The sequence below is a fragment of the Mesorhizobium silamurunense genome (genome assembly GCF_014843825.1).
In the GTDB taxonomy this organism is placed as follows: domain Bacteria; phylum Pseudomonadota; class Alphaproteobacteria; order Rhizobiales; family Rhizobiaceae; genus Mesorhizobium; species Mesorhizobium silamurunense.
In genome coordinates, this window is the sequence record NZ_JHQR01000274.1 from 1 (window position 1) to 16,519 (window position 16,519).

General features: G+C 60.9%; 16 protein-coding genes and 6 pseudogenes. 14 read left to right on the top strand and 8 right to left on the bottom strand.

Annotation, left to right across the window (positions count from 1 at the left end):
- The 4 genes and pseudogenes from DH10_RS28755 to DH10_RS28770 form a co-directional block, all read left to right on the top strand.
- A partial coding sequence (locus tag DH10_RS28755) for a type I secretion system permease/ATPase (protein ID WP_192385609.1) occupies positions 1-909 on the top strand: 909 nt, incomplete at its 5' end.
- A complete protein-coding gene (locus DH10_RS28760) occupies positions 906-2,246 on the top strand; it encodes an HlyD family type I secretion periplasmic adaptor subunit (protein ID WP_192243840.1) in 1,341 nt (446 codons plus the stop codon). The genes DH10_RS28755 and DH10_RS28760, both read left to right, overlap by 4 nt.
- 47 nt (positions 2,247-2,293) lie before the next feature.
- Positions 2,294-2,725 (top strand): hypothetical protein, encoded by a 432-nt coding sequence (locus tag DH10_RS28765; protein WP_192243838.1) that lies wholly within the window; start codon positions 2,294-2,296, stop codon positions 2,723-2,725.
- Between the two features lie 559 nt (positions 2,726-3,284).
- Positions 3,285-4,837 (top strand): annotated as a pseudogene (locus tag DH10_RS28770) (ISL3 family transposase).
- Positions 4,838-5,623: 786 nt separating this feature from the next.
- Here DH10_RS28770 and DH10_RS28780 read toward each other — a convergent pair.
- Positions 5,624-6,010: a secretin N-terminal domain-containing protein gene (locus DH10_RS28780; RefSeq protein ID WP_343221634.1), complete on the bottom strand. Its 387-nt coding sequence runs from the start codon at positions 6,008-6,010 to the stop codon at positions 5,624-5,626.
- Between the two features lie 538 nt (positions 6,011-6,548).
- Between DH10_RS28780 and DH10_RS28785 the strand changes: the two genes are divergently transcribed.
- From DH10_RS28785 to DH10_RS28795, 3 genes are all read left to right on the top strand, one after another.
- On the top strand, positions 6,549-7,118 hold the full coding sequence (locus DH10_RS28785; protein WP_192243834.1) for a hypothetical protein: 570 nt from the start codon (positions 6,549-6,551) through the stop codon (positions 7,116-7,118).
- 102 nt (positions 7,119-7,220) lie between these two features.
- Entirely contained in the window at positions 7,221-7,532 is a 312-nt protein-coding gene (locus DH10_RS38345) for a helix-turn-helix domain-containing protein (protein WP_425515380.1), read from the top strand.
- Positions 7,533-7,576: 44 nt separating this feature from the next.
- Positions 7,577-7,714 (top strand): hypothetical protein, encoded by a 138-nt coding sequence (locus tag DH10_RS28795; protein ID WP_192243829.1) that lies wholly within the window; start codon positions 7,577-7,579, stop codon positions 7,712-7,714.
- Positions 7,715-8,032: 318 nt separating this feature from the next.
- Here the strand turns inward: DH10_RS28795 and DH10_RS28800 are convergent.
- Both DH10_RS28800 and DH10_RS28805 read right to left on the bottom strand, forming a co-directional pair.
- Positions 8,033-9,263, bottom strand: a pseudogene (locus DH10_RS28800) (tyrosine-type recombinase/integrase).
- Between the two features lie 147 nt (positions 9,264-9,410).
- Positions 9,411-9,620 (bottom strand): annotated as a pseudogene (locus DH10_RS28805) (JAB domain-containing protein); the annotation flags it as partial.
- A 63-nt stretch (positions 9,621-9,683) separates the two neighbouring features.
- Between DH10_RS28805 and DH10_RS28810 the strand changes: the two are divergent.
- Positions 9,684-10,100: a hypothetical protein gene (locus DH10_RS28810; protein ID WP_192385611.1), complete on the top strand. Its 417-nt coding sequence runs from the start codon at positions 9,684-9,686 to the stop codon at positions 10,098-10,100.
- 8 nt (positions 10,101-10,108) lie between these two features.
- Here DH10_RS28810 and DH10_RS28815 read toward each other — a convergent pair whose 3' ends face one another.
- Positions 10,109-10,390 carry a hypothetical protein gene (locus DH10_RS28815; protein ID WP_192243825.1) on the bottom strand — a complete coding sequence of 94 codons (282 nt, stop codon included), beginning with the start codon at positions 10,388-10,390 and terminating at the stop codon, positions 10,109-10,111.
- Positions 10,391-10,479: 89 nt separating this feature from the next.
- Between DH10_RS28815 and DH10_RS28820 the strand changes: the two genes are divergently transcribed.
- Complete coding sequence (locus DH10_RS28820; protein ID WP_192243823.1) at positions 10,480-10,884, top strand: hypothetical protein; 405 nt, start codon at positions 10,480-10,482, stop codon at positions 10,882-10,884.
- A gap of 27 nt (positions 10,885-10,911) precedes the next feature.
- Here DH10_RS28820 and DH10_RS37325 read toward each other — a convergent pair.
- A pseudogene (locus tag DH10_RS37325) lies at positions 10,912-11,375 on the bottom strand (UPF0758 domain-containing protein); the annotation flags it as partial.
- A gap of 37 nt (positions 11,376-11,412) precedes the next feature.
- Entirely contained in the window at positions 11,413-12,240 is an 828-nt protein-coding gene (gene map / locus DH10_RS28830) for a type I methionyl aminopeptidase (protein WP_192243819.1), read from the bottom strand.
- Between the two features lie 218 nt (positions 12,241-12,458).
- On the opposite strand from map, the gene DH10_RS28835 reads away from it, so the two are divergent.
- The 3 genes from DH10_RS28835 (at position 12,459) to DH10_RS28845 (ending at position 13,701) form a co-directional block, all read left to right on the top strand.
- Positions 12,459-12,854 (top strand): hypothetical protein, encoded by a 396-nt coding sequence (locus tag DH10_RS28835; RefSeq protein WP_246505817.1) that lies wholly within the window; start codon positions 12,459-12,461, stop codon positions 12,852-12,854.
- 115 nt (positions 12,855-12,969) lie between these two features.
- Positions 12,970-13,206 carry a hypothetical protein gene (locus DH10_RS28840; protein WP_192243817.1) on the top strand — a complete coding sequence of 79 codons (237 nt, stop codon included), beginning with the start codon at positions 12,970-12,972 and terminating at the stop codon, positions 13,204-13,206.
- 189 nt (positions 13,207-13,395) lie between these two features.
- Positions 13,396-13,701, top strand: coding sequence for a DUF982 domain-containing protein (locus DH10_RS28845; RefSeq protein ID WP_192243815.1), 306 nt, complete (start codon positions 13,396-13,398; stop codon positions 13,699-13,701).
- Between the two features lie 4 nt (positions 13,702-13,705).
- Here the strand turns inward: DH10_RS28845 and DH10_RS28850 are convergent, their stop codons facing one another.
- Positions 13,706-14,392 carry an aspartyl/asparaginyl beta-hydroxylase domain-containing protein gene (locus DH10_RS28850; RefSeq protein ID WP_192243813.1) on the bottom strand — a complete coding sequence of 229 codons (687 nt, stop codon included), beginning with the start codon at positions 14,390-14,392 and terminating at the stop codon, positions 13,706-13,708.
- A gap of 101 nt (positions 14,393-14,493) precedes the next feature.
- Positions 14,494-14,843 (bottom strand): annotated as a pseudogene (locus DH10_RS28855) (TolC family protein); the annotation flags it as partial.
- Here DH10_RS28855 and DH10_RS28860 point away from each other — a divergent pair.
- A pseudogene (locus DH10_RS28860) lies at positions 14,827-15,168 on the top strand (sensor histidine kinase); the annotation flags it as partial. The pseudogenes DH10_RS28855 and DH10_RS28860 overlap by 17 nt on opposite strands.
- Positions 15,169-15,339: 171 nt before the next feature.
- On the top strand, positions 15,340-16,455 hold the full coding sequence (locus tag DH10_RS28865) for a dienelactone hydrolase family protein (protein ID WP_192243811.1): 1,116 nt from the start codon (positions 15,340-15,342) through the stop codon (positions 16,453-16,455).
- Positions 16,456-16,519: the final 64 nt, after the last annotated feature.

Sequence of the window (16,519 nt, forward strand, 5' to 3'; positions counted from 1 at the left end):
CAGATCACCGGTGGCTCGATGTTTGCGGCCAGCCTGCTGCTGGGCAGGGGGCTGCAGCCGGTCGAGCAGATCGTCGGCCTGTGGCGCAGCCTGATCCTGGCGCGGGCCGCCCTCGGCCGGGTCGAGAGGCTGCTGGACGGCGGCGCGCAGGGCGAACGCTCGTTCAATCTGCCGAAGCCTACCGGCAAGGTCGCCGTCGAGCAGTTGAGCTTCGCCATTCCCAGCCTGCAGAAGGTGCTGCTGCGCGATGTTTCGTTCCGGCTCGAGGCCGGCGAGGCGCTCGGCATCGTCGGCCCTTCCGGAGCCGGCAAGTCGACGCTTGCCCGCCACCTCGCCGGTATCATGCAGCCGAGCCGAGGCACGGTCAGGCTGGATGGCGCCGACATGACGCAATGGGGCAGGGAGGCGCTCGGCGACCATATCGGCTACCTGCCGCAGGACATCGAGCTGTTTTCAGATACCGTGGCCGCCAATATCGGCCGCTTCAAGACCGATGTCGACCGCGAGGTGATCGAGGCGGCACGGCTCGCCGGCGTGCATGATATGATCATCCGCCTGCCGCAAGGCTACGAAACGCAGATCGGCGAGGGCGGGGCGGTGTTGTCCGGCGGCTACCGGCAGCGCATCGCGCTTGCCCGCGCAGTGTTTGGCATGCCGAACCTCATCGTGCTCGACGAACCGAGCTCCAACCTCGATGCCGACGGCGATCGCGCGCTGGCCGAATGCGCGCTGGAGCTGAAGCGTCGCGGCAGCACGGTGATCATCGTCTCGCACCGGCCCTCGACTTTGGCCAATGTCGACAAGATACTGCTTTTGCGGGATGGCGCGGTCGAAGCCTTCGGCATGAGAAACGAGATCGTGGCGCTGCTCAACCAGCGCGCGGCTCCGATTACGGTGGCGGCCCAATGACCGATATCGCGGCTACCTATCGCAGCCTCTCCGGCGCCGAAGATGCGGGCGCCAATGCGGATTCGATCCGGGCACCGGTGTGGATCGGCCTGCTCATCATCGTCGCCTTCTTCGGCGTGTTCGGCGGCTGGGCCGCGGTCGCGCCGCTCAACGGCGCGGTGCTTGCCGATGCGGTGGTGAAGGTCGAGGGCAACCGCAAGAGCGTCCAGCATTTCGACGGCGGCACGGTGAAGGAAATCCGGGTCAAGGACGGCGACATCGTCAGGGCCGGCGATGTGCTGGTGCTGCTCGACGACACCCGCGCGCGGTCCGAATTCAACCTCTATTCCCAGCAATATGCGCTGCTGCGCGCCACCGATGCCCGCATCCGCGCGGAGCTCGACGGCCATGAGGCGGTGGCCTTTCCGAACGACATCACCGCCGAGCACCAGGCCTATCTGCAGGACGCCATGGCCAACCAGATTGCCGACCTCGAGAGCCAGCGCGCCTCGATGGCCGGCGCCAGGCAAATCCTGCAGAAGCGGATCGCCGAACTCGACGAGCAGATCGATGGCAAGCAGGCGCGCGTCGAGTCCTTCCGCGCGCAGCTCAAGTCGACGATCGACGAAAAGGCAGGCCTCAACAAGCTGCTGAAGGCCGGGCTGACGACGAAGCCTCGCATCCTGGAGCTCGACCGCTCGGCCTCCGACCTGCAGGGCCTGATCGACCAGGCTCTCGGCGAGATCGCCGGAAACCGCCAGAGCAAGGCCGAGCTCGAAAGCCAGATTGCGCAGCTCACCAACGAGCGCCGCGCAAAACTCTCGGCCATGCTGATCGACACCCAGTCGAACCTCGCCGACCTGGTGCCGAAGATGTTCGCCGCGCAAGCCACGGTCGACCGCGCCGAAGTGCGGTCGCCCTATGACGGCCAGGTGATGGATCTCAGCGTCTTCTCAACCGGTGCGATCGTCGCCCCCGGACAGACCATTCTCGACATCGTGCCGACCAGGAATTCGCTCATCGTCCAGGCGCAGGTGCGCGTCGAGGACATATCCAGCCTGCGCGCCGACATGACCGCCGAAGTCCGCTTCACCTCCTACAAGCAGCGCACGACGCCTGTCATCCACGGCCGCGTCACCCGCATCTCGGCGGACCGTGTCACCGATGCCAAGACCGGTTTTCCCTATTATGTCGCCGACGTCGCGGTGGATGCAGAGGAACTCGCTGCCGCGCCGCAGATCCAGCTCTATCCCGGCATGCCGGCGCAGGTCATGATCGTGACCGAGGAACGCACCGCGCTGGATTACATTCTGGGGCCGCTGGCGGCTTCTCTGCATACGGCCTTCCGGCAGAAGTAATAGTAAGGAGGGCGGATCGAGTCTTGGAGGCGGATAGGGACCGAGTCATGGGCGCCCTGCATGGACCGACCGAGGGCATCAACGGCGACACAGTACCTGGAATGGCCGAAGCATTCGGCACCGGGCTGGGTGGAAAGTCGGCTTTCTACTCCAGCCATACAGAGCCGGACATTCCGCTTGCGGCCCCAATCGAGACCCTCAATCCCAAAGCGCTAACGTCTGGCGAGAAGATGCATGTGCAGCGGCACCACGCGGAACGATACGAGATGATCTTCGGGATACCCCACGAAAAATATGATGTAATCAATGCTTTGACTACGGCCGCCAGGCCCAGCAATACGGTCAGGCCCGCCATCGTCAAATCGCTACAGTCAGCGAATGTCGGTATCGGTGGCTGCGTGTGCCCGCAACCAATCTCGGCCAAAAACTCCAGCAAACTCAGTGAGTTGCTGGCGTTTTGCTTTTGGCGCGGCAATTGACCTTAGCAAAATCAGATACTTAGCTCACAGGTTCAAATCACCTCGCAACCAACATACATCGGCCCTAGAACCCGGACGTTCATGTGCGGCCGCTGCGACCCTCGACGGAGCACCGGCGGTTCGCAGACGGACTATTCGACCAGGGCACCATCCTTGAGATCGAGGAGCACCTTGCCGACACAGGCAGGGCTAGCGATCATGTGTTCGAGTTGGCGCTTGGAACGTGGCAGACGCCCGCTTCGCAGAGTATCAGTTGGCGCAGGTTCTTTTTCCTCAAGCCAAGATGCAGTCCGAAACAGAAACGAGCGGAGGGCTTCTGCCGCTGGACTGAATCTAGGGCACGCTGTCAGTGCCCTTCGCTTATGCGATGCAGACCCTTGCTATCTCGCTTTTAGATCGTCGACGGCAAGGTGACGACCGATGGTGAAATGACAACGGACGACATCAATGTCAATCGGCGCCGAACTTTGACCCTGATCGGCGTCCAATATTGGCTCTGACTCACTTTTGATGGAAATGGGGTGCCGGCTGGCGTTGGTTCACACAAGGAATCAATACCATGGGCTATGCATTGCGGCCTTCGACCCTCGTCCCTCGCGGATTTGTGGTGGACGACACCGCCGTTGACGATGAGGTGATGTTGATCACGGTCCGTCCTACGAGCACAGCGAGCCTCTGTCCGGGCTGCGGAACGAGGTCGCAGCGGATCCACAGTCGGTATCAGCGGCGTCGGGCGGACCTGCCGATGGCGGGCAAGCCTGTTCGGATCGTGGTTGTGGCGCGGCGGTTCCACTGCGGCGCAGTGTTGTGCGGCCGGCGGATCTTCGCCGAGCGTTTCGACGGGGATGTTCTGGCGCCGTGGGCGCGGCGAACCGCCCGGCTCGACCAAATCGTCCATCACCTTGGGCTTGCGCTGGGCGGCAGGCCCGCGGCCAGCTTTGCCAAGAGGTTGATGCTGCCGGTGAGCAACGACACGTTACTGCGCATCGTGCGGCGACGCGGTAGTCCGCGCTTTGTCCCTCCGAGCGTGATCGGGATCGACGATTGGGCGTGGCGACGAAATCAACGCTATGGGACGATCATCTGCGACCTTGAGCGGCGCAGACCATCGCCTTGCTGCCTGACCGTGAGCCGGCGACGGCCCAGGCCTGGCTTACACCCAACCCCAGATCGGCGTCGTCGCCCGCGACCGCGGTGGCGGCTACGCTCTTGCGGCCGCCAAGGCGCTGCCTGGGGCGATCCAGGTGGCCGACCGCTGGCACCTGATGGAGAACGCCAGCCGCGCCTTCCTCGACGCAGTTCGTATCCATGCGGTCGATCCGCGCCGCGCTTGGCGCCGCCACGATTGATCCAGAACTGCTAACCGCCGCCGAGCGGATTCAATATGAAGGATACCTTCGTCGAGAAGACACCAATGCCGTCATCCTCGGCCTGGCCAAGGACGGGACTACGATTAAGGAGATTGTACGCCGCACCGGCCATAGCCGCGGCGTGGTCCGCAAGGTTCTGCGAGGCCAGCGATCTGACGTCTTTCGGGTCCGAGAAAGCTCGCTGGAGCTTTATCTTCCTTGGCTCGACGCCCAGTGGACGGCCGGGGAGCGCAACGCAACAGCACTCTGGCGGCGCCTCAAGAACCAGGGATTCCGTGGTTGCTTGCGTGTCGTCACCGAGTGGGCCACGCGTCGCCGGCATTCAGATCACGTGAACGGTGACGCCCTGCGCCGTGCGCCCTCGGTGCGAACCATTGCGCGGCTAATGACCATCGGTCTCGACAGCCTCTCTAAGTCCGAAACTGTCACGGTGGCCGCGATCGAGGGCGGCGTGCCTCTATTGGTGGAGGCCCGGGAAATCGTTGCAGGCTTCCAGGCCATGATCCGCAAGAAGACTCTCGCCGATCTCGAACCTTGGCTGGAGCGGGCCAAATCAAGTCTGGTCGCCTCGTTCGCCAACGGCGTTCTCAAAGACCGCTCGGCGGTCAGTGCGGCGATCACCTCGCCATAGTCCAACGGTCAGACCGAGGGCCAGATCACCAAGCTCAAGCTGGTGAAACGCCAAATGTATGGCCGAGGAAAGCTCGACCTGCTTCAGGCGCGCGTCATCGGCGCTGGTTAAGTTCAATCATCACCAAAAGTGCGTCAGAGCCAAAATTGCACGCCGAAACACACGCTGCCCTAGTTAAGCGCTTAGGTCCGGATCATGGCGCCATGCATTGGGACTTGGTGAAAGTCATCCATTGCCATGATTGCCGCAGCGTTGGCCGAGACGATCGCAATCTGCAGTTCACCAACGAGGCGGCGACACCTGACAGGCGCCATCGCTAGAGACTTGGTGCTCAGGGAAGCGCCAGGACGCAACGGGCATCTCCGCTGTAGGACAGCGGCCTAGGACAGCGGCCAGCCAAAACGCGAGCTGGCGGGGCTCGCTCGGTCCCCTTCCAACCAAGGGTGACACATTAGCAACAGTTAATGTTAATCGGAAATCCCGTCTTGCGCTGTCGGCACGGGTGTCCCGTAATGGGTCACTGTGTCCGGCACCGCAATTGCACTGTCAGCAATGCCGGGGGAGCTCCCATCCCGGCAATCGGGGGGTAATTTGGGGGGGCCCGCCGCTTCGCAAATGGAGCGGCGGGCTCCTTTATCGGGTCCGGACAACTATGTATTTTCCGCAATTTTTGGTGGGTATGTTCGCCACGTCGTTCATCGTGGCGATATGGGCTGATATACAAACCGGTTCCGTCTGGAAGGCGCTCGGTTGGACCATTCTTGCAATGGTCATTCTTCAGGTTGGATACGTGGGCCTGGTCGTCCGCCTGATCTACAAGCGGGGATCGAAAGGCACCGAGGCAAGCCAGGTATCGGCAAATTCTTCCACGTCACTCCATGGAGATGGCCTTTCGCTTTAATCCCAAGGGGGCATGGAAAGCGCCGCCACGAGGCACCCTGGCCATCCTATTGCCCGGGTACTCGGATGAGGCAGAGACCGCCAGTCCATTTCAGTACCGGATTTTTGGTAGACGAACATCTGCTCGCCGTCGCCCGGCGCGGCCTGGTCGAGCTTTCGAATCCATGCCTCCGCCCGCTGCAGGTAGACAGGCTTTGACGCGATCACCAGCACGGCGTTCTCATTGGGGACAAAACGGACAAGGCTCGCGTCCTTGCCGCTCTTGCCAAAAATGGACTCCGGTTCTGTCGCGACGGGACCCGGTTTTGCGTTCTTGAGCGGAAGAAGCGCCACAGATCTACCTTTCATCCAATCGACGTCGAACACGGCAATCGCATCCCGCATCGCCTTCAAGTCCAGCTGCGTGAAAAGTTGCGCGGCAGTGCCTCGATTTCGTCGTCGTCACGGCCTCGATCGCGCCGGTTCAGATTGAGAATGCCGGATGGCCGTCGCCGTAAGGGACGTTTCACAAGCCTGTCGCAGCGACCGGTGTGCGAGATGGATTTCAGGAGGGCGCCAACTATCTGGAGCTTAGACCTGCCTCCACCAACCGGCGGAACGCTTCCGATCTAGTAGGAAGATCAGGCTGATTGCGACGCCATTCGTCAACGCGAGCAAGCAAGTCGCTTGAGAGTCGCAATTCGAAGCGCTCAGTTTTGTTGTCAGCAGGTTCAGGCGTATTTGACAATTAGGTTGTCCGTATTGTACGGTATGTACGTAATTTGTGGCTCGCGCTTCGCGACCGAACGACGTGCTCCAACACGCCGTTCGGCCACTGACCACAACCCAAGCTGACTGGAGCTCGGATCATGAGTGATTCCGACAATAGCACGACTTTGCCTTTCGTCACGCTTAGGCGGGCGCTTGCGCGAACGGCAATGCAATGACGAAAACACAGCCAGTTGCCATTGCTCGCACCGATTCAAATGGGGACCAATCTGCCGATCCCGCGGTAGCAGTTTGGCGCAAATGGCAAGCTGCTCATGAAGAGACTGAACGGTTGAGCCGTGAGCAGCAGCGTTTGGAGCGCAAACTTGCAGAAACCGTCGGCTTTCCCAACGTGACCATCCAACTGTCCGAGGGTGGGACCGCTAAGCTGCGCTCACTTGAGGCACTTCGCGATGTGCTCGGCGTCAGTTCTGTCGACGTGGCGACCGGCGCAAAGGCCGAGGCCGATTTGGCGGCTCATCAGGCGCGCTGGGACGCCTCTGACCGGGCGATTGGCTATTCTGCCACGTTGCGAGCTGAAAGTGACGCAGCCGATCGGGCGGAGGCGTTGCTTGAGGCATTGTCAGACACCCCAGCTATCTCCCTTGCCGGTGTGGCAGCGAAGCTTGATGCAATACTCAGAGAAGGGCAGCCATCAAAGGACGATGCAGAGTTTCCTTGGCCACAAATCCGCTCGGTCCTGGAGGATATTGGTCGGATCGGCGGGCAGATAGAGCCAGGCTGACTGCAGAGGCCGTTTCGAGCATTTGGCAGTCCCTTATCATGCGGGAAGTTTGGTGGGTCTCGTGACGGGAACCAACCGCGACCAACTTTCTATAAGGGAATGATGCAATTGCGAAAGGCATTGGTGGAATCAACGCTCCCCCGCGTGCTCCAAGCATGGCCAAGGCCTGTCGGCAGCCAGATCGCGATCGTTCGCGTCCAATCTGACGTGTCGCAGGCCGAGCTTGCCCGATCCATAGGCATCAGCTTCCAACAGCTTCAGAAATACGAGAACGCGAGGAACCGCGTGAGCGCGTCCATGCTCTACGAGATCGGCAGGTCGCTTGGCGTTCCTGTCGGTCGCTTCTTCGAAGGCCTTCCGGTAACAACGAGACTAACCGTGAGGCTCCGCCTCTGCCGGTCGATGAGCGCATAGATTTCATAGCCAGCGCGGAAGGCCGACGCCTGATTGAGGGGCTGATGCACCTTCCGTCGCGGGTGCGCGGCCGCGTGGCGGCCTTGATCTCCGCATTGGGGGAAGAGCTGGTAGTCATCGTCGCCGACCAGGACGGCGAAAAGGCTGGAGAACCCGCGCCGGCCGAATCCAAGACGGGCTAAGCCCGCAGGTAGTCCCGCCAGCGATTCTGCTGTCGCTAGACGCCGACTCTGCCGTTCCGAACAGCCCCGCCCATGGTGCGATTTTGGCCCCGGCTGCCGCCGTCCTTCCGAAACCGGCTGAGAAACCGGCTGAATTCAGAAAACAAAGCCGGTTCGGCACCGCTGGCGCGCTCCAAAAAGTGAGCGATTTCAATCGGATGGAATGGCGCGCCCGAAGAGATTCGAACTCCTGACCCCAGATTCGTAGTCTGCACCAAGGTGAACCTTTGCCTCCGCCGGCGATCACTGATGGATGCCGGCGAGGATGCAATCGTTAGGTCATGCAGCTTCCTTGAGCGCGGCTTTATGCTTCCTCTTCGTGAGGAGCTCGCGGACAAACTTGTCCCACCGCGCCATGGCAGCGCGCTTTTCCGGCATATAGTTCCAGCGATCGTAGCTCTTGGAGCTGACGTCCTGCAGAGTGTGGTTCTGCAATCTGTCTCGGATCTCTTTCGAGAGACCTGCCTTTCCCGCAAGCGTCTTCCAGGTTCGCCGGAGATCGCGGTTTGTCACGACGGGGATGACCTCGCGATCGCGTTGGCGCCACATGAACGAATAGAGCGTGCCATGGCTGACCGGCTTGGACGGGTCTGTTGCGGATGGAAAAACCCAGCCAAATTCATTCGGCTTGATCGACCCGATAAGCTCCGCCGCGATCTTGGGCACGGGGATGGCGTGAGGCTTTCCAATCTTGGTCTTGGACCAGTCGATGATGCGCTCGGCCGCATCCCATTGATCGACGTGTAGCCGAGCGATCTCCTCGACGCGCTGGCCGGTCAGCATGAGAATTCTTACGGCACGCGTGTAAGGAGGGTGGACCGGCGCATCGGGAGATTCGAGCCAGCGATAGAGACGGACAAATTCCTCCTCGTCCAACCAACGCGTTCCAACGTTCTTTGGTTCGGTCGGAATCCCAGCGGCCGGATTGTAGATGAGACGAAAGCGACGGACCGAGGTCGAGCGGTAGTCGTGCTCGGATTTCAGCCCCCAACTGTAGGCCGATCGAATATAGCTACGAACATGATCGGCCATAGACCGTTTGCCTCGCTGATAAATCGGGCGAATGATGTCCCTGATTTCATCAGGCTCGATGTCGCGGACAGGGCGGTTGCGACCGAGCGAATCGGCGATCTTGTTCAAACCCTTTTCGGCCTCCTTCCAGGACGGTTTTCCATCTGCCTTGAGCGACGTGACATAAGCCTCGAACAGATCGGCGACCGTGCCGGGTCGCGTGTCGCCCGCAACCTTGATGCTCCGCCCCTTCTGGATCATGTTTGCATAGTCGCGCTGAAATATCTCGCGGGCATGGCTGAGGCTTTTTCTTAATGCGCTTCTTGTCTCGCCACTGCTGGACCATCCAATCAGCGGTGACGCGGGTTGGCATTGGCTTCATGACAAGAACGAGGCGACCCGTTCCGTGGCCCTCGCCGTCGATAAGGCCTAGCTGCTTTCCTGTCTCCTCAACTTGTCTTAGAGCGCGACGTATTTCTCCATCTGTGAGGCCCGGCACTCGGCTCTCCCATCGGCTTTCTGGTGGGGTTGCCAGTCGAATTCCAGGGTCTGCGACTGGGGTCAAAAAGGACTTCGATCCCCCTTAAAACCGATCCCAATCTGCCATGCTATCCGGGGCTACGACAAGTCAAAAATTCTTTATGATTCAATGCACTGCAGCGTGATCAACTGTGACTGAAAGGGCGTGAGTGGGATGGTTGTGCACCAGGATGACGGCGCTGGCGGAGAGCTCGAGCGCCCGCTTCACCACCTCGCGCGGATAGACCGGGGTGTGGTCGACGGTGCCGGTCTGCTGCACCTCGTCGGCGATCAGCCCGTTCTTCTTGTCGAGGAACAGGATGCGGAACTGCGGCCTTATGTAGCAAAAGCACCAACTTCCAGCACGACCTAAAGAGCGGGTTCCCATAAAATCCGGGAGATGCCAAGAGTTGCCCCTATCGTCCGCTCCACCCGATACGAACACGCCATCAACGCGCTGGTCGCGAAGCGCGCGGAGATATCCGGTGCAATCCGGTTCAATGGGGCGAACCTGGTTCACCAACTCCACCACATAGACGCGGTGCTATTGATCCTTGGATACAAGGGCGACCCTGCGCAGATCACGCCATTGCGACGGCACGCAACCCGCTTTCGCAAGGGCGAGCTTTACCGGCTGATCCTGAAGTGCGAGGCGGAAGGCAGCAAGGCGAACAAGGAAACGGCGCAGCGCATTGTTCAAATGAAGGGCTGGGAACCGTCGCTTGTCGAGCGGATAAGGCAGTGCGTCAATACAGCCAAGGTCCGGCGGCGGCGGAAAGCAAAAGCGGTCGGCCATGACAGCCGACCGCAGGAGTAGAAGCTATGTCAAAGTTTCAAGTCGCTGATGAAGCGATAGCTTCGATGTGGGATGGGGTTGTGAGTGACCTTGGTGTTTTTGCTCCCACTGAACGCGCTGCTCAGGCTTTTCTGGATGCTGCGCGCAGTCACTTCCTCGGCATGCTTCGTGACTTCCCGCATGACGTTTTTGAGTGTGTCACTGCGCCCGCACCGGGGACATGCAACCACATCGTGGTCCTTCGCATTCGCGGGTCCTTCAAGGCCGACCTTGCAAGAACCGCAAAGAACTTTCACCGTATTACCAGCCATTAGGCAGCCCTCCTTTTCGAAGCGGCAACCTGTTCGGTGCCTGCATCAAACATGCTCGCTACCGTAAGACGGACGGCGAGAAAGAAACTGTGGTCGAATATGACTTTGACGAAAACGAACTGAACCGCGCCGCCATCAACATCGATGCCGCACTAAACGCAGAGCCGCCGCTTTTGGAAGTGGCAGACGCGCTCCCGGATAATCAGATCATGCGGGAGGTGATGCTATTCATGGACCAAACCAACCGCAGCCCCGGCAAAGAGAAGGGCCGCACCGGAGACAAAGGGGTTATCCCTTCAATTTCGGACAAGCCGTTGCCGGTCTGGTTCCGCAGGTCGTCTGTAACGGACCTCAAGGGACAGATCACCAAAGACGCCAACCCGATGACAAGCACCTTTGTTGTCGACGTTCAGGTGCAATCCGTAGCCGGCGAGCCCAAAGGCTACATCGTCATTGCGGTTCACGACGCTATTCCCGGCGATCCAGCCGAATAGGCTTTGGTGCTTTTGCTACATAAGGCCGCGGAACTGCTCGCGGGTCTCGAAGGCCATGGCCGAGCGGCAATAGTCGAGAAGCTGCGTCCAGTTCGACAGTACCTCGCGGCCGCGCACTTCGCCGCGCGCCATGCGCTGGGCGGTCGCGGCGATAACCTTGAGATCGGTCGCGACCGCCGGGCCGATGCCTTTCACTTCCTCCAGCAGGGACGCCGGCGCGCCGAGCACCTCCGCCAGAGAACCGAAACGGGCGATCAGCGCCTTGGCGATCGGCTTGGTGTCGACGCGCGGGATCAGCCGGAAAAGCAGCAGTTCGAGGAGCTCATAGTCGGGCAGGGCGTCCGCGCCGCCCGCGACGAAGCGCTCGCGCAGGCGGTCGCGATGGCCGTGATAATGCGGCTTCTCTGCGCCACGGCTTTTTTCTGAGACCTCTGTGGCGGTTCGATCCAGGCTTCGGAAAAGAACGCCCGCTCGTCGTCGATTTTTCCCATAGCCTGGCCTCTCCCCCTTCAGGCTTTGGCCAGGAAACTAGGCTGGCAGGCCGGGCCGGTCGAGCTTTTTCGGCGACAGCGTGAAGATCTCACAGCCGGCATCGGTGACGCCGATCGTGTGCTCGTACTGCGCCGAGAGCGAACGGTCGCGCGTCACGGCGGTCCAGCCGTCCGACAGCACCTTCACATGTGGGCGGCCGAGATTGATCATCGGCTCGACGGTAAAGATCATGCCGGGCCGCATCTCGACGCCTTCATTGGCCGTGCCGTAATGCAGGATGTTCGGCGCGTCATGGAAGAGCTGGCCGACGCCGTGGCCGCAGAAGTCGCGCACCACAGAGCAGCGCTCGGCCTCGGCGTAGGTCTGGATCGCGGCGCCGATGGCGCCGGTGCGGGCGCCGGGCTTGATGGCCGCAATGCCGCGCATTAGGCATTCGTAAGTCACCTCGAGCAGACGCTCGGCGGCGCGCTTGATCGTGCCCACCGGATACATGCGCGAGGAATCGCCATGCCAGCCGTCGAGGATATAGGTGACGTCGATGTTGACGATGTCGCCGTCCTTCAGCGGCTTGTTGTCGGGGATGCCGTGGCAGACGACATGGTTGATCGAGGTGCAGGACGACTTGGTGTAGCCGCGATAGTTGAGCGTCGCCGGCAGGGCGCTATGGTCCATGCCGAACTCGAAGACGAAGCGGTCGATTGCCTCGGTGGTGACGCCGGGCTTGACCATCGGCACAAGCTCGTCGAGGCAGCGCGCGGTGAGGCCGCAGGCCTTGCGCATGCCGGCAAAGCCATCCTCGCCGTAAAGGCGGATCTGCCCGGTGTTTCTCAAGGGAGCCGTCGCGGCGTCTAGATAGGTAACCATTCGTGTCCGTTCGCGGATTGGCTCCTGACGCGAGCCGATGCGGAATATTTTCTCCAGATTTGGCACCGGAAGCCGCAAGGTTCAAGGACGAAGTGCCTTCAACCGGTTTGCTGCGCGGAATATTCGCTGGCGCAGGGTCGGCGCGTCCGGGTCGTCGCAAGCTTTCCTTTCGCCGCCCCATGGGGTAGGGCGGGACTGAATACAGGAGATTTGTGCCGTTGACGGCATCGGAACGCGCAAGATCGACGCTGCTGGCCATCAGGACCGCATGCTCGTTCCTGATGGCGCTGCTCGTGCTTGCGCTGGTGGGCTTCGCCCAGGCTGAAGTCTCCGCTTCCACAGCGGCGGCCTCGGGCGGCGCCGGCATCAGCGCAACGCGGCAGGGCGAAACGCTCGCGCTGCTGAGGGTCACCGGCAAGGCGCAGGCCGTCGAAGCCCGCGCCGGCCGGCCGCTGCCCATAAAGCTCGTCAGCGGCGATCCCGGCACGCTCGCCCCAGTTACCGACTTTCTTGTTGCTGGCCAGGCTTTGCCGGCGCAGGCGAGCATCGCGCCTGTCTTTGTGGCTGCGCCGTTCTCGCATGCCAACCAGCCTCGGGCGCCACCAACCGCCTGAGTCCGGCGGTCGCCGACCGCAGCCTTCACACCCCAGACATTCCTTCGCGCCGCGACCTGGGCGACGGCTATCGGCCGTTCGCAGGTCGCGTGGCGCGTCCATTGGACATTTCTCGATGCAACGTATCAAGACGTTCAAAACACTCACGCGCGCTGTCGCGGCCGCCTCGTTTCTCGCCGTCCAGGCAATCATATGCATCGGCACCGTTTATTGGGCCGTTGCCGCAACGCTTCGCACGGAAGGGACGGCCGCGCTCGCGCTCGCCGCCATCTTCGCCATACCGTCCGCCTATCTGCTGATGGTGGTCACCCGCATGGCCTACGAAGCGGAGACGGATCCGGCGAACCAGTAGATAGGGAACCCCCGACGGGCGATGCCGGTTGCATCGCCCTGTCAAACGATGTGGCCAGGCGCCGATCTGCCGCACCGAGGGCCAGACCGCTCACCGCACTGAGGTCACATTCGTGGGCCAGAAGGCGGCAAAAGCAACTTTTCGGAACGAACGGCGTTGCTCCAACCGCGCCGGTTCGGGAGACAGGGAATGGACAGACTGCAATTCGAGGTGCCGGTGCGCATCACGCCCGTGCCTGGCCTGCCGGTCGAGGAAATCTACAGTGTCGAGCAGGCGCTCGACTTCCTGCAGAGCTGGCCGAAGCGCCGGCAGGGCAAGGTCTATGACGCCGCCTTCAACGCCTGCTTCGGCGCGACGGTCGATGTGGCAAGCTCGGAGGAAGCCTGCCGGGCCTTCATGGCCTTCTGCCGCGTCAGCGGGTTGCTCGCCAGGGACATGATGTTGCCGGTCAAGCGTGGCGGCAGCGCAAGAGGGTTTCGGGAGGCGAGGGCGTAAAGCGTCAAGCGGCGAAAGATACCCCTCTGTAGTGCATTCCCATCTGCACGCCGCGAACGATCAGTCTGGACAGGATCTCCATGTCCAGCGGCATTTCCGGGCGCCACACATCAAGCAGCAAGGCAATGCGCCCCTGATCGGCGTTGTTCATGACCTCGTGCTCGAAAGTGTCGTCCCACAGCATGCACTCGCCGTCGGAGATCCGCCTTTCCTCGTGGTTGATCATCATGATCGTCGCCGGCCGGCCATCCGCCTGTTTCGGGATGACCAGGCCGAGATGAAATCTCATGATGCCGCGAAAGGGACCGCGATGGGCCGGGATGTGCTTGCGCGGCGCCAGGAATGAGACCGCCGCCGATTTGACCTCGGGGCATTCGGACAGCAGCCGGCTGAGGGTGGGCATCCGCGCAAGATTTTCCGGGATCGTCATATCGTAGGCCTTGAGCACGAACATGCGCCAATCGAGGCCGTCATTGGCCGAGATTTCAGCCTGCTCAGGCATGATGTCGTGGAAACGCGGCACCCGGTTCAACTGCACCGACAGCGCTTCGTCGCGAATACTCTGCCAGGCGGCCGCGAACTTCGTCGCATTGGGAAAATGGGTGCCGGTGTCAAGAATCGCCGGTGCATCTATGCGCTTTTCATAGATACGACGTATCAGATCGGTTCCAAGATCGTAGACGTTCGACATCGCATTGCCTCGACCATGTTATAGTATAGTGGATGATTGCTTTCAGCTATTGCTCACGGAGATTTGTTCCGAGAGCTATCCGATAGATGTTCGGCCTCCGATCACTGCGCGCCCGATGCCAGCCGCGGACCAGCGCCGACATCGACGACTTCAGGCTTGGCGCTGTCGATCGTACCATCCCAGCCGCGCCGAGCGCCTTGTTGAGGGCAATGTAATCGGTGGCGATCGACACCCGGCTCTGCAGCAGCGTGTCTTCGGCCGAGTAGAGCGACCGCTCCGCATCCAGCACGTCGAGAAGACTTGTCTCGCCCGCCTTGTAGAGCGTTCGTTCGAGCCGGGCGGCATCGCCGTAGGATTTCGCGGAAGAGGCGAGCTTGCCGTTTCTAATGCGCTCCTGCGACAGCGAGACGGTGGCGTTTTCCACGTCTTCCAGCGCCGCCAAAGCCGGCGCGCTCGGCCTGCGCCGCGCGCTGCGCAACCTGATCGTCAACGCCGCCACGCATGGCAAGGGTTGCATAGTGTCGTTGTCCGGGCAGGGCGGCCAGGCCGTGCTCACCATCGCCGATCGCGGCCCCGGCATCCCGCCGGACCTGTTGAACAAGGCGTTCGAACCGTTCTTCCGGGTCGATCCGGCGCGCACGCAATTCATTCCGGGCGCCGGGTTGGGCTTGGCGATCGCCAAGGAGATCATCGAGCGGTGCGGCGGGACGATCAGGCTGGAGAACCGGCCGGGGGGAGGGTTGGTGCAGACGGTGGTGTTTGGGGCGGTCGCTTGAACGGACAGCGTTGTCTGTGAAGCAAGCTGCCTTCGGTCGGAGCGACCCGGTCCGGTTACTTGTATATGCCGGATATTGACTAAGTTTGGCGTGCCATACACTGTGTGAGGTGGCAATCGAAAACATACTGATTGCGTACAAGTCGACTTGCTATTTGGCGAGGGGGGTAAATTGAGTGTTGCTTCGCGTGTTTCGAGAAAACTTGTTTTGCCCTTGGTAATCGTTGGCCTAGCACTAGTTTCTCAAGCGGCCTGTGCCAAAGACCCTGATTTCGATGAGAGCCACGGGTTTCTTCGTGTTGTAATTAATGGAAAACACTATCGTCTCGACAGCTATGTCGTGAAGTCAGCGGGAGCGAAAGGATCACTCCCTATTGCTCTGATCACAAATGGTACTGGCACCTTGGAGGCGATCAGAAGCGAGAGCCCCGCTAAATTTGAACCCCGCGCACGCGATTTAGCTCTGAGAGGTTGGCTGGCCGTTGTGGTAATCCGGAGGGGCTATGGTCGATCGGATGGCTCTCTGCCTGAGGACGGTTGCAAGAAGCCCCATGTAAAACAGGATCTTGATCTCGCGGCGGACGATTTGCTGGCGGCCATCGATGTCTTGAAGAAACGACCGGATGTAGATCCATCGCGGATTATTGTTATCGGTGGTTCCACGGGGGGCGCGACCGCCGTGGCGCTTGGAGCGCGCAATCCGTCCGGCCTCGTCGGTGTTGTGAGCGTCTCCGGAGGCTTGCGTCTTTATTGCGCGGATTGGGAAGACGAACTGGTCAAGGCATACAAACAATATGGCGTCACCAGTCGCATTCCCAATCTCTGGCTATACGCCAAGAACGATAGCTATTTTGGACCGGAATCGGCGGAACGTTTGCGTGCTGCGTTCACAGACGGTAGTTCGATCGTAGATTTTTCTGAGATCGAGCCGTTTAATAGCAAAGGACATACGCTTCTCATTGAAGGAGGAATGCAGTGGCTTGGAAAGTTGGATGATTTTCTCCGCAAACGTGGTCTGCCGACCTGGAGCTACTCCAACGTTTCAGAGGTGATGAAACGGCTCGGTTTGCAACAGGACGAGGCACTTGTGGCCGATTATTTCACCGCCCCCACACCCAAGGCATTCGCCTTTTCTCCAAGCACCAAACAGTTCTACTACCAATATGATGGCAAGTACGGCCTCGCTGCTAACCGCGATGCGGCGATGGCAGGTTGCGCGAAGGCTGATATCACGGACTGCGGGATCGTTATGGAAAACAACCGCTGGGTCGGGGCCGGAACGCAATAGGCGCCGGTAACCGGTCCGTGGCACTGAAGGAGACGTGAGCGACCCGAGACATAGGTGACGAAAC

What these genes read in the sequence shown, in the direction of transcription:
- DH10_RS28760 (WP_192243840.1), top strand. Translation starts at nt 906, where the DNA reads ATGACCGATATCGCGGCTACCTATCGCAGCCTCTCCGGCGCCGAAGAT.
- DH10_RS28765 (WP_192243838.1), top strand. Translation starts at nt 2,294, where the DNA reads ATGGGCGCCCTGCATGGACCGACCGAGGGCATCAACGGCGACACAGTA.
- DH10_RS28780 (WP_343221634.1), bottom strand. Translation starts at nt 6,010, where the DNA reads ATGCGGGATGCGATTGCCGTGTTCGACGTCGATTGGATGAAAGGTAGA.
- DH10_RS28785 (WP_192243834.1), top strand. Translation starts at nt 6,549, where the DNA reads ATGACGAAAACACAGCCAGTTGCCATTGCTCGCACCGATTCAAATGGG.
- DH10_RS38345 (WP_425515380.1), top strand. Translation starts at nt 7,221, where the DNA reads ATGCAATTGCGAAAGGCATTGGTGGAATCAACGCTCCCCCGCGTGCTC.
- DH10_RS28795 (WP_192243829.1), top strand. Translation starts at nt 7,577, where the DNA reads ATGCACCTTCCGTCGCGGGTGCGCGGCCGCGTGGCGGCCTTGATCTCC.
- DH10_RS28810 (WP_192385611.1), top strand. Translation starts at nt 9,684, where the DNA reads ATGCCAAGAGTTGCCCCTATCGTCCGCTCCACCCGATACGAACACGCC.
- DH10_RS28815 (WP_192243825.1), bottom strand. Translation starts at nt 10,390, where the DNA reads ATGGCTGGTAATACGGTGAAAGTTCTTTGCGGTTCTTGCAAGGTCGGC.
- map (WP_192243819.1), bottom strand. Translation starts at nt 12,240, where the DNA reads ATGGTTACCTATCTAGACGCCGCGACGGCTCCCTTGAGAAACACCGGG.
- DH10_RS28840 (WP_192243817.1), top strand. Translation starts at nt 12,970, where the DNA reads ATGCAACGTATCAAGACGTTCAAAACACTCACGCGCGCTGTCGCGGCC.
- DH10_RS28845 (WP_192243815.1), top strand. Translation starts at nt 13,396, where the DNA reads ATGGACAGACTGCAATTCGAGGTGCCGGTGCGCATCACGCCCGTGCCT.
- DH10_RS28850 (WP_192243813.1), bottom strand. Translation starts at nt 14,392, where the DNA reads ATGTCGAACGTCTACGATCTTGGAACCGATCTGATACGTCGTATCTAT.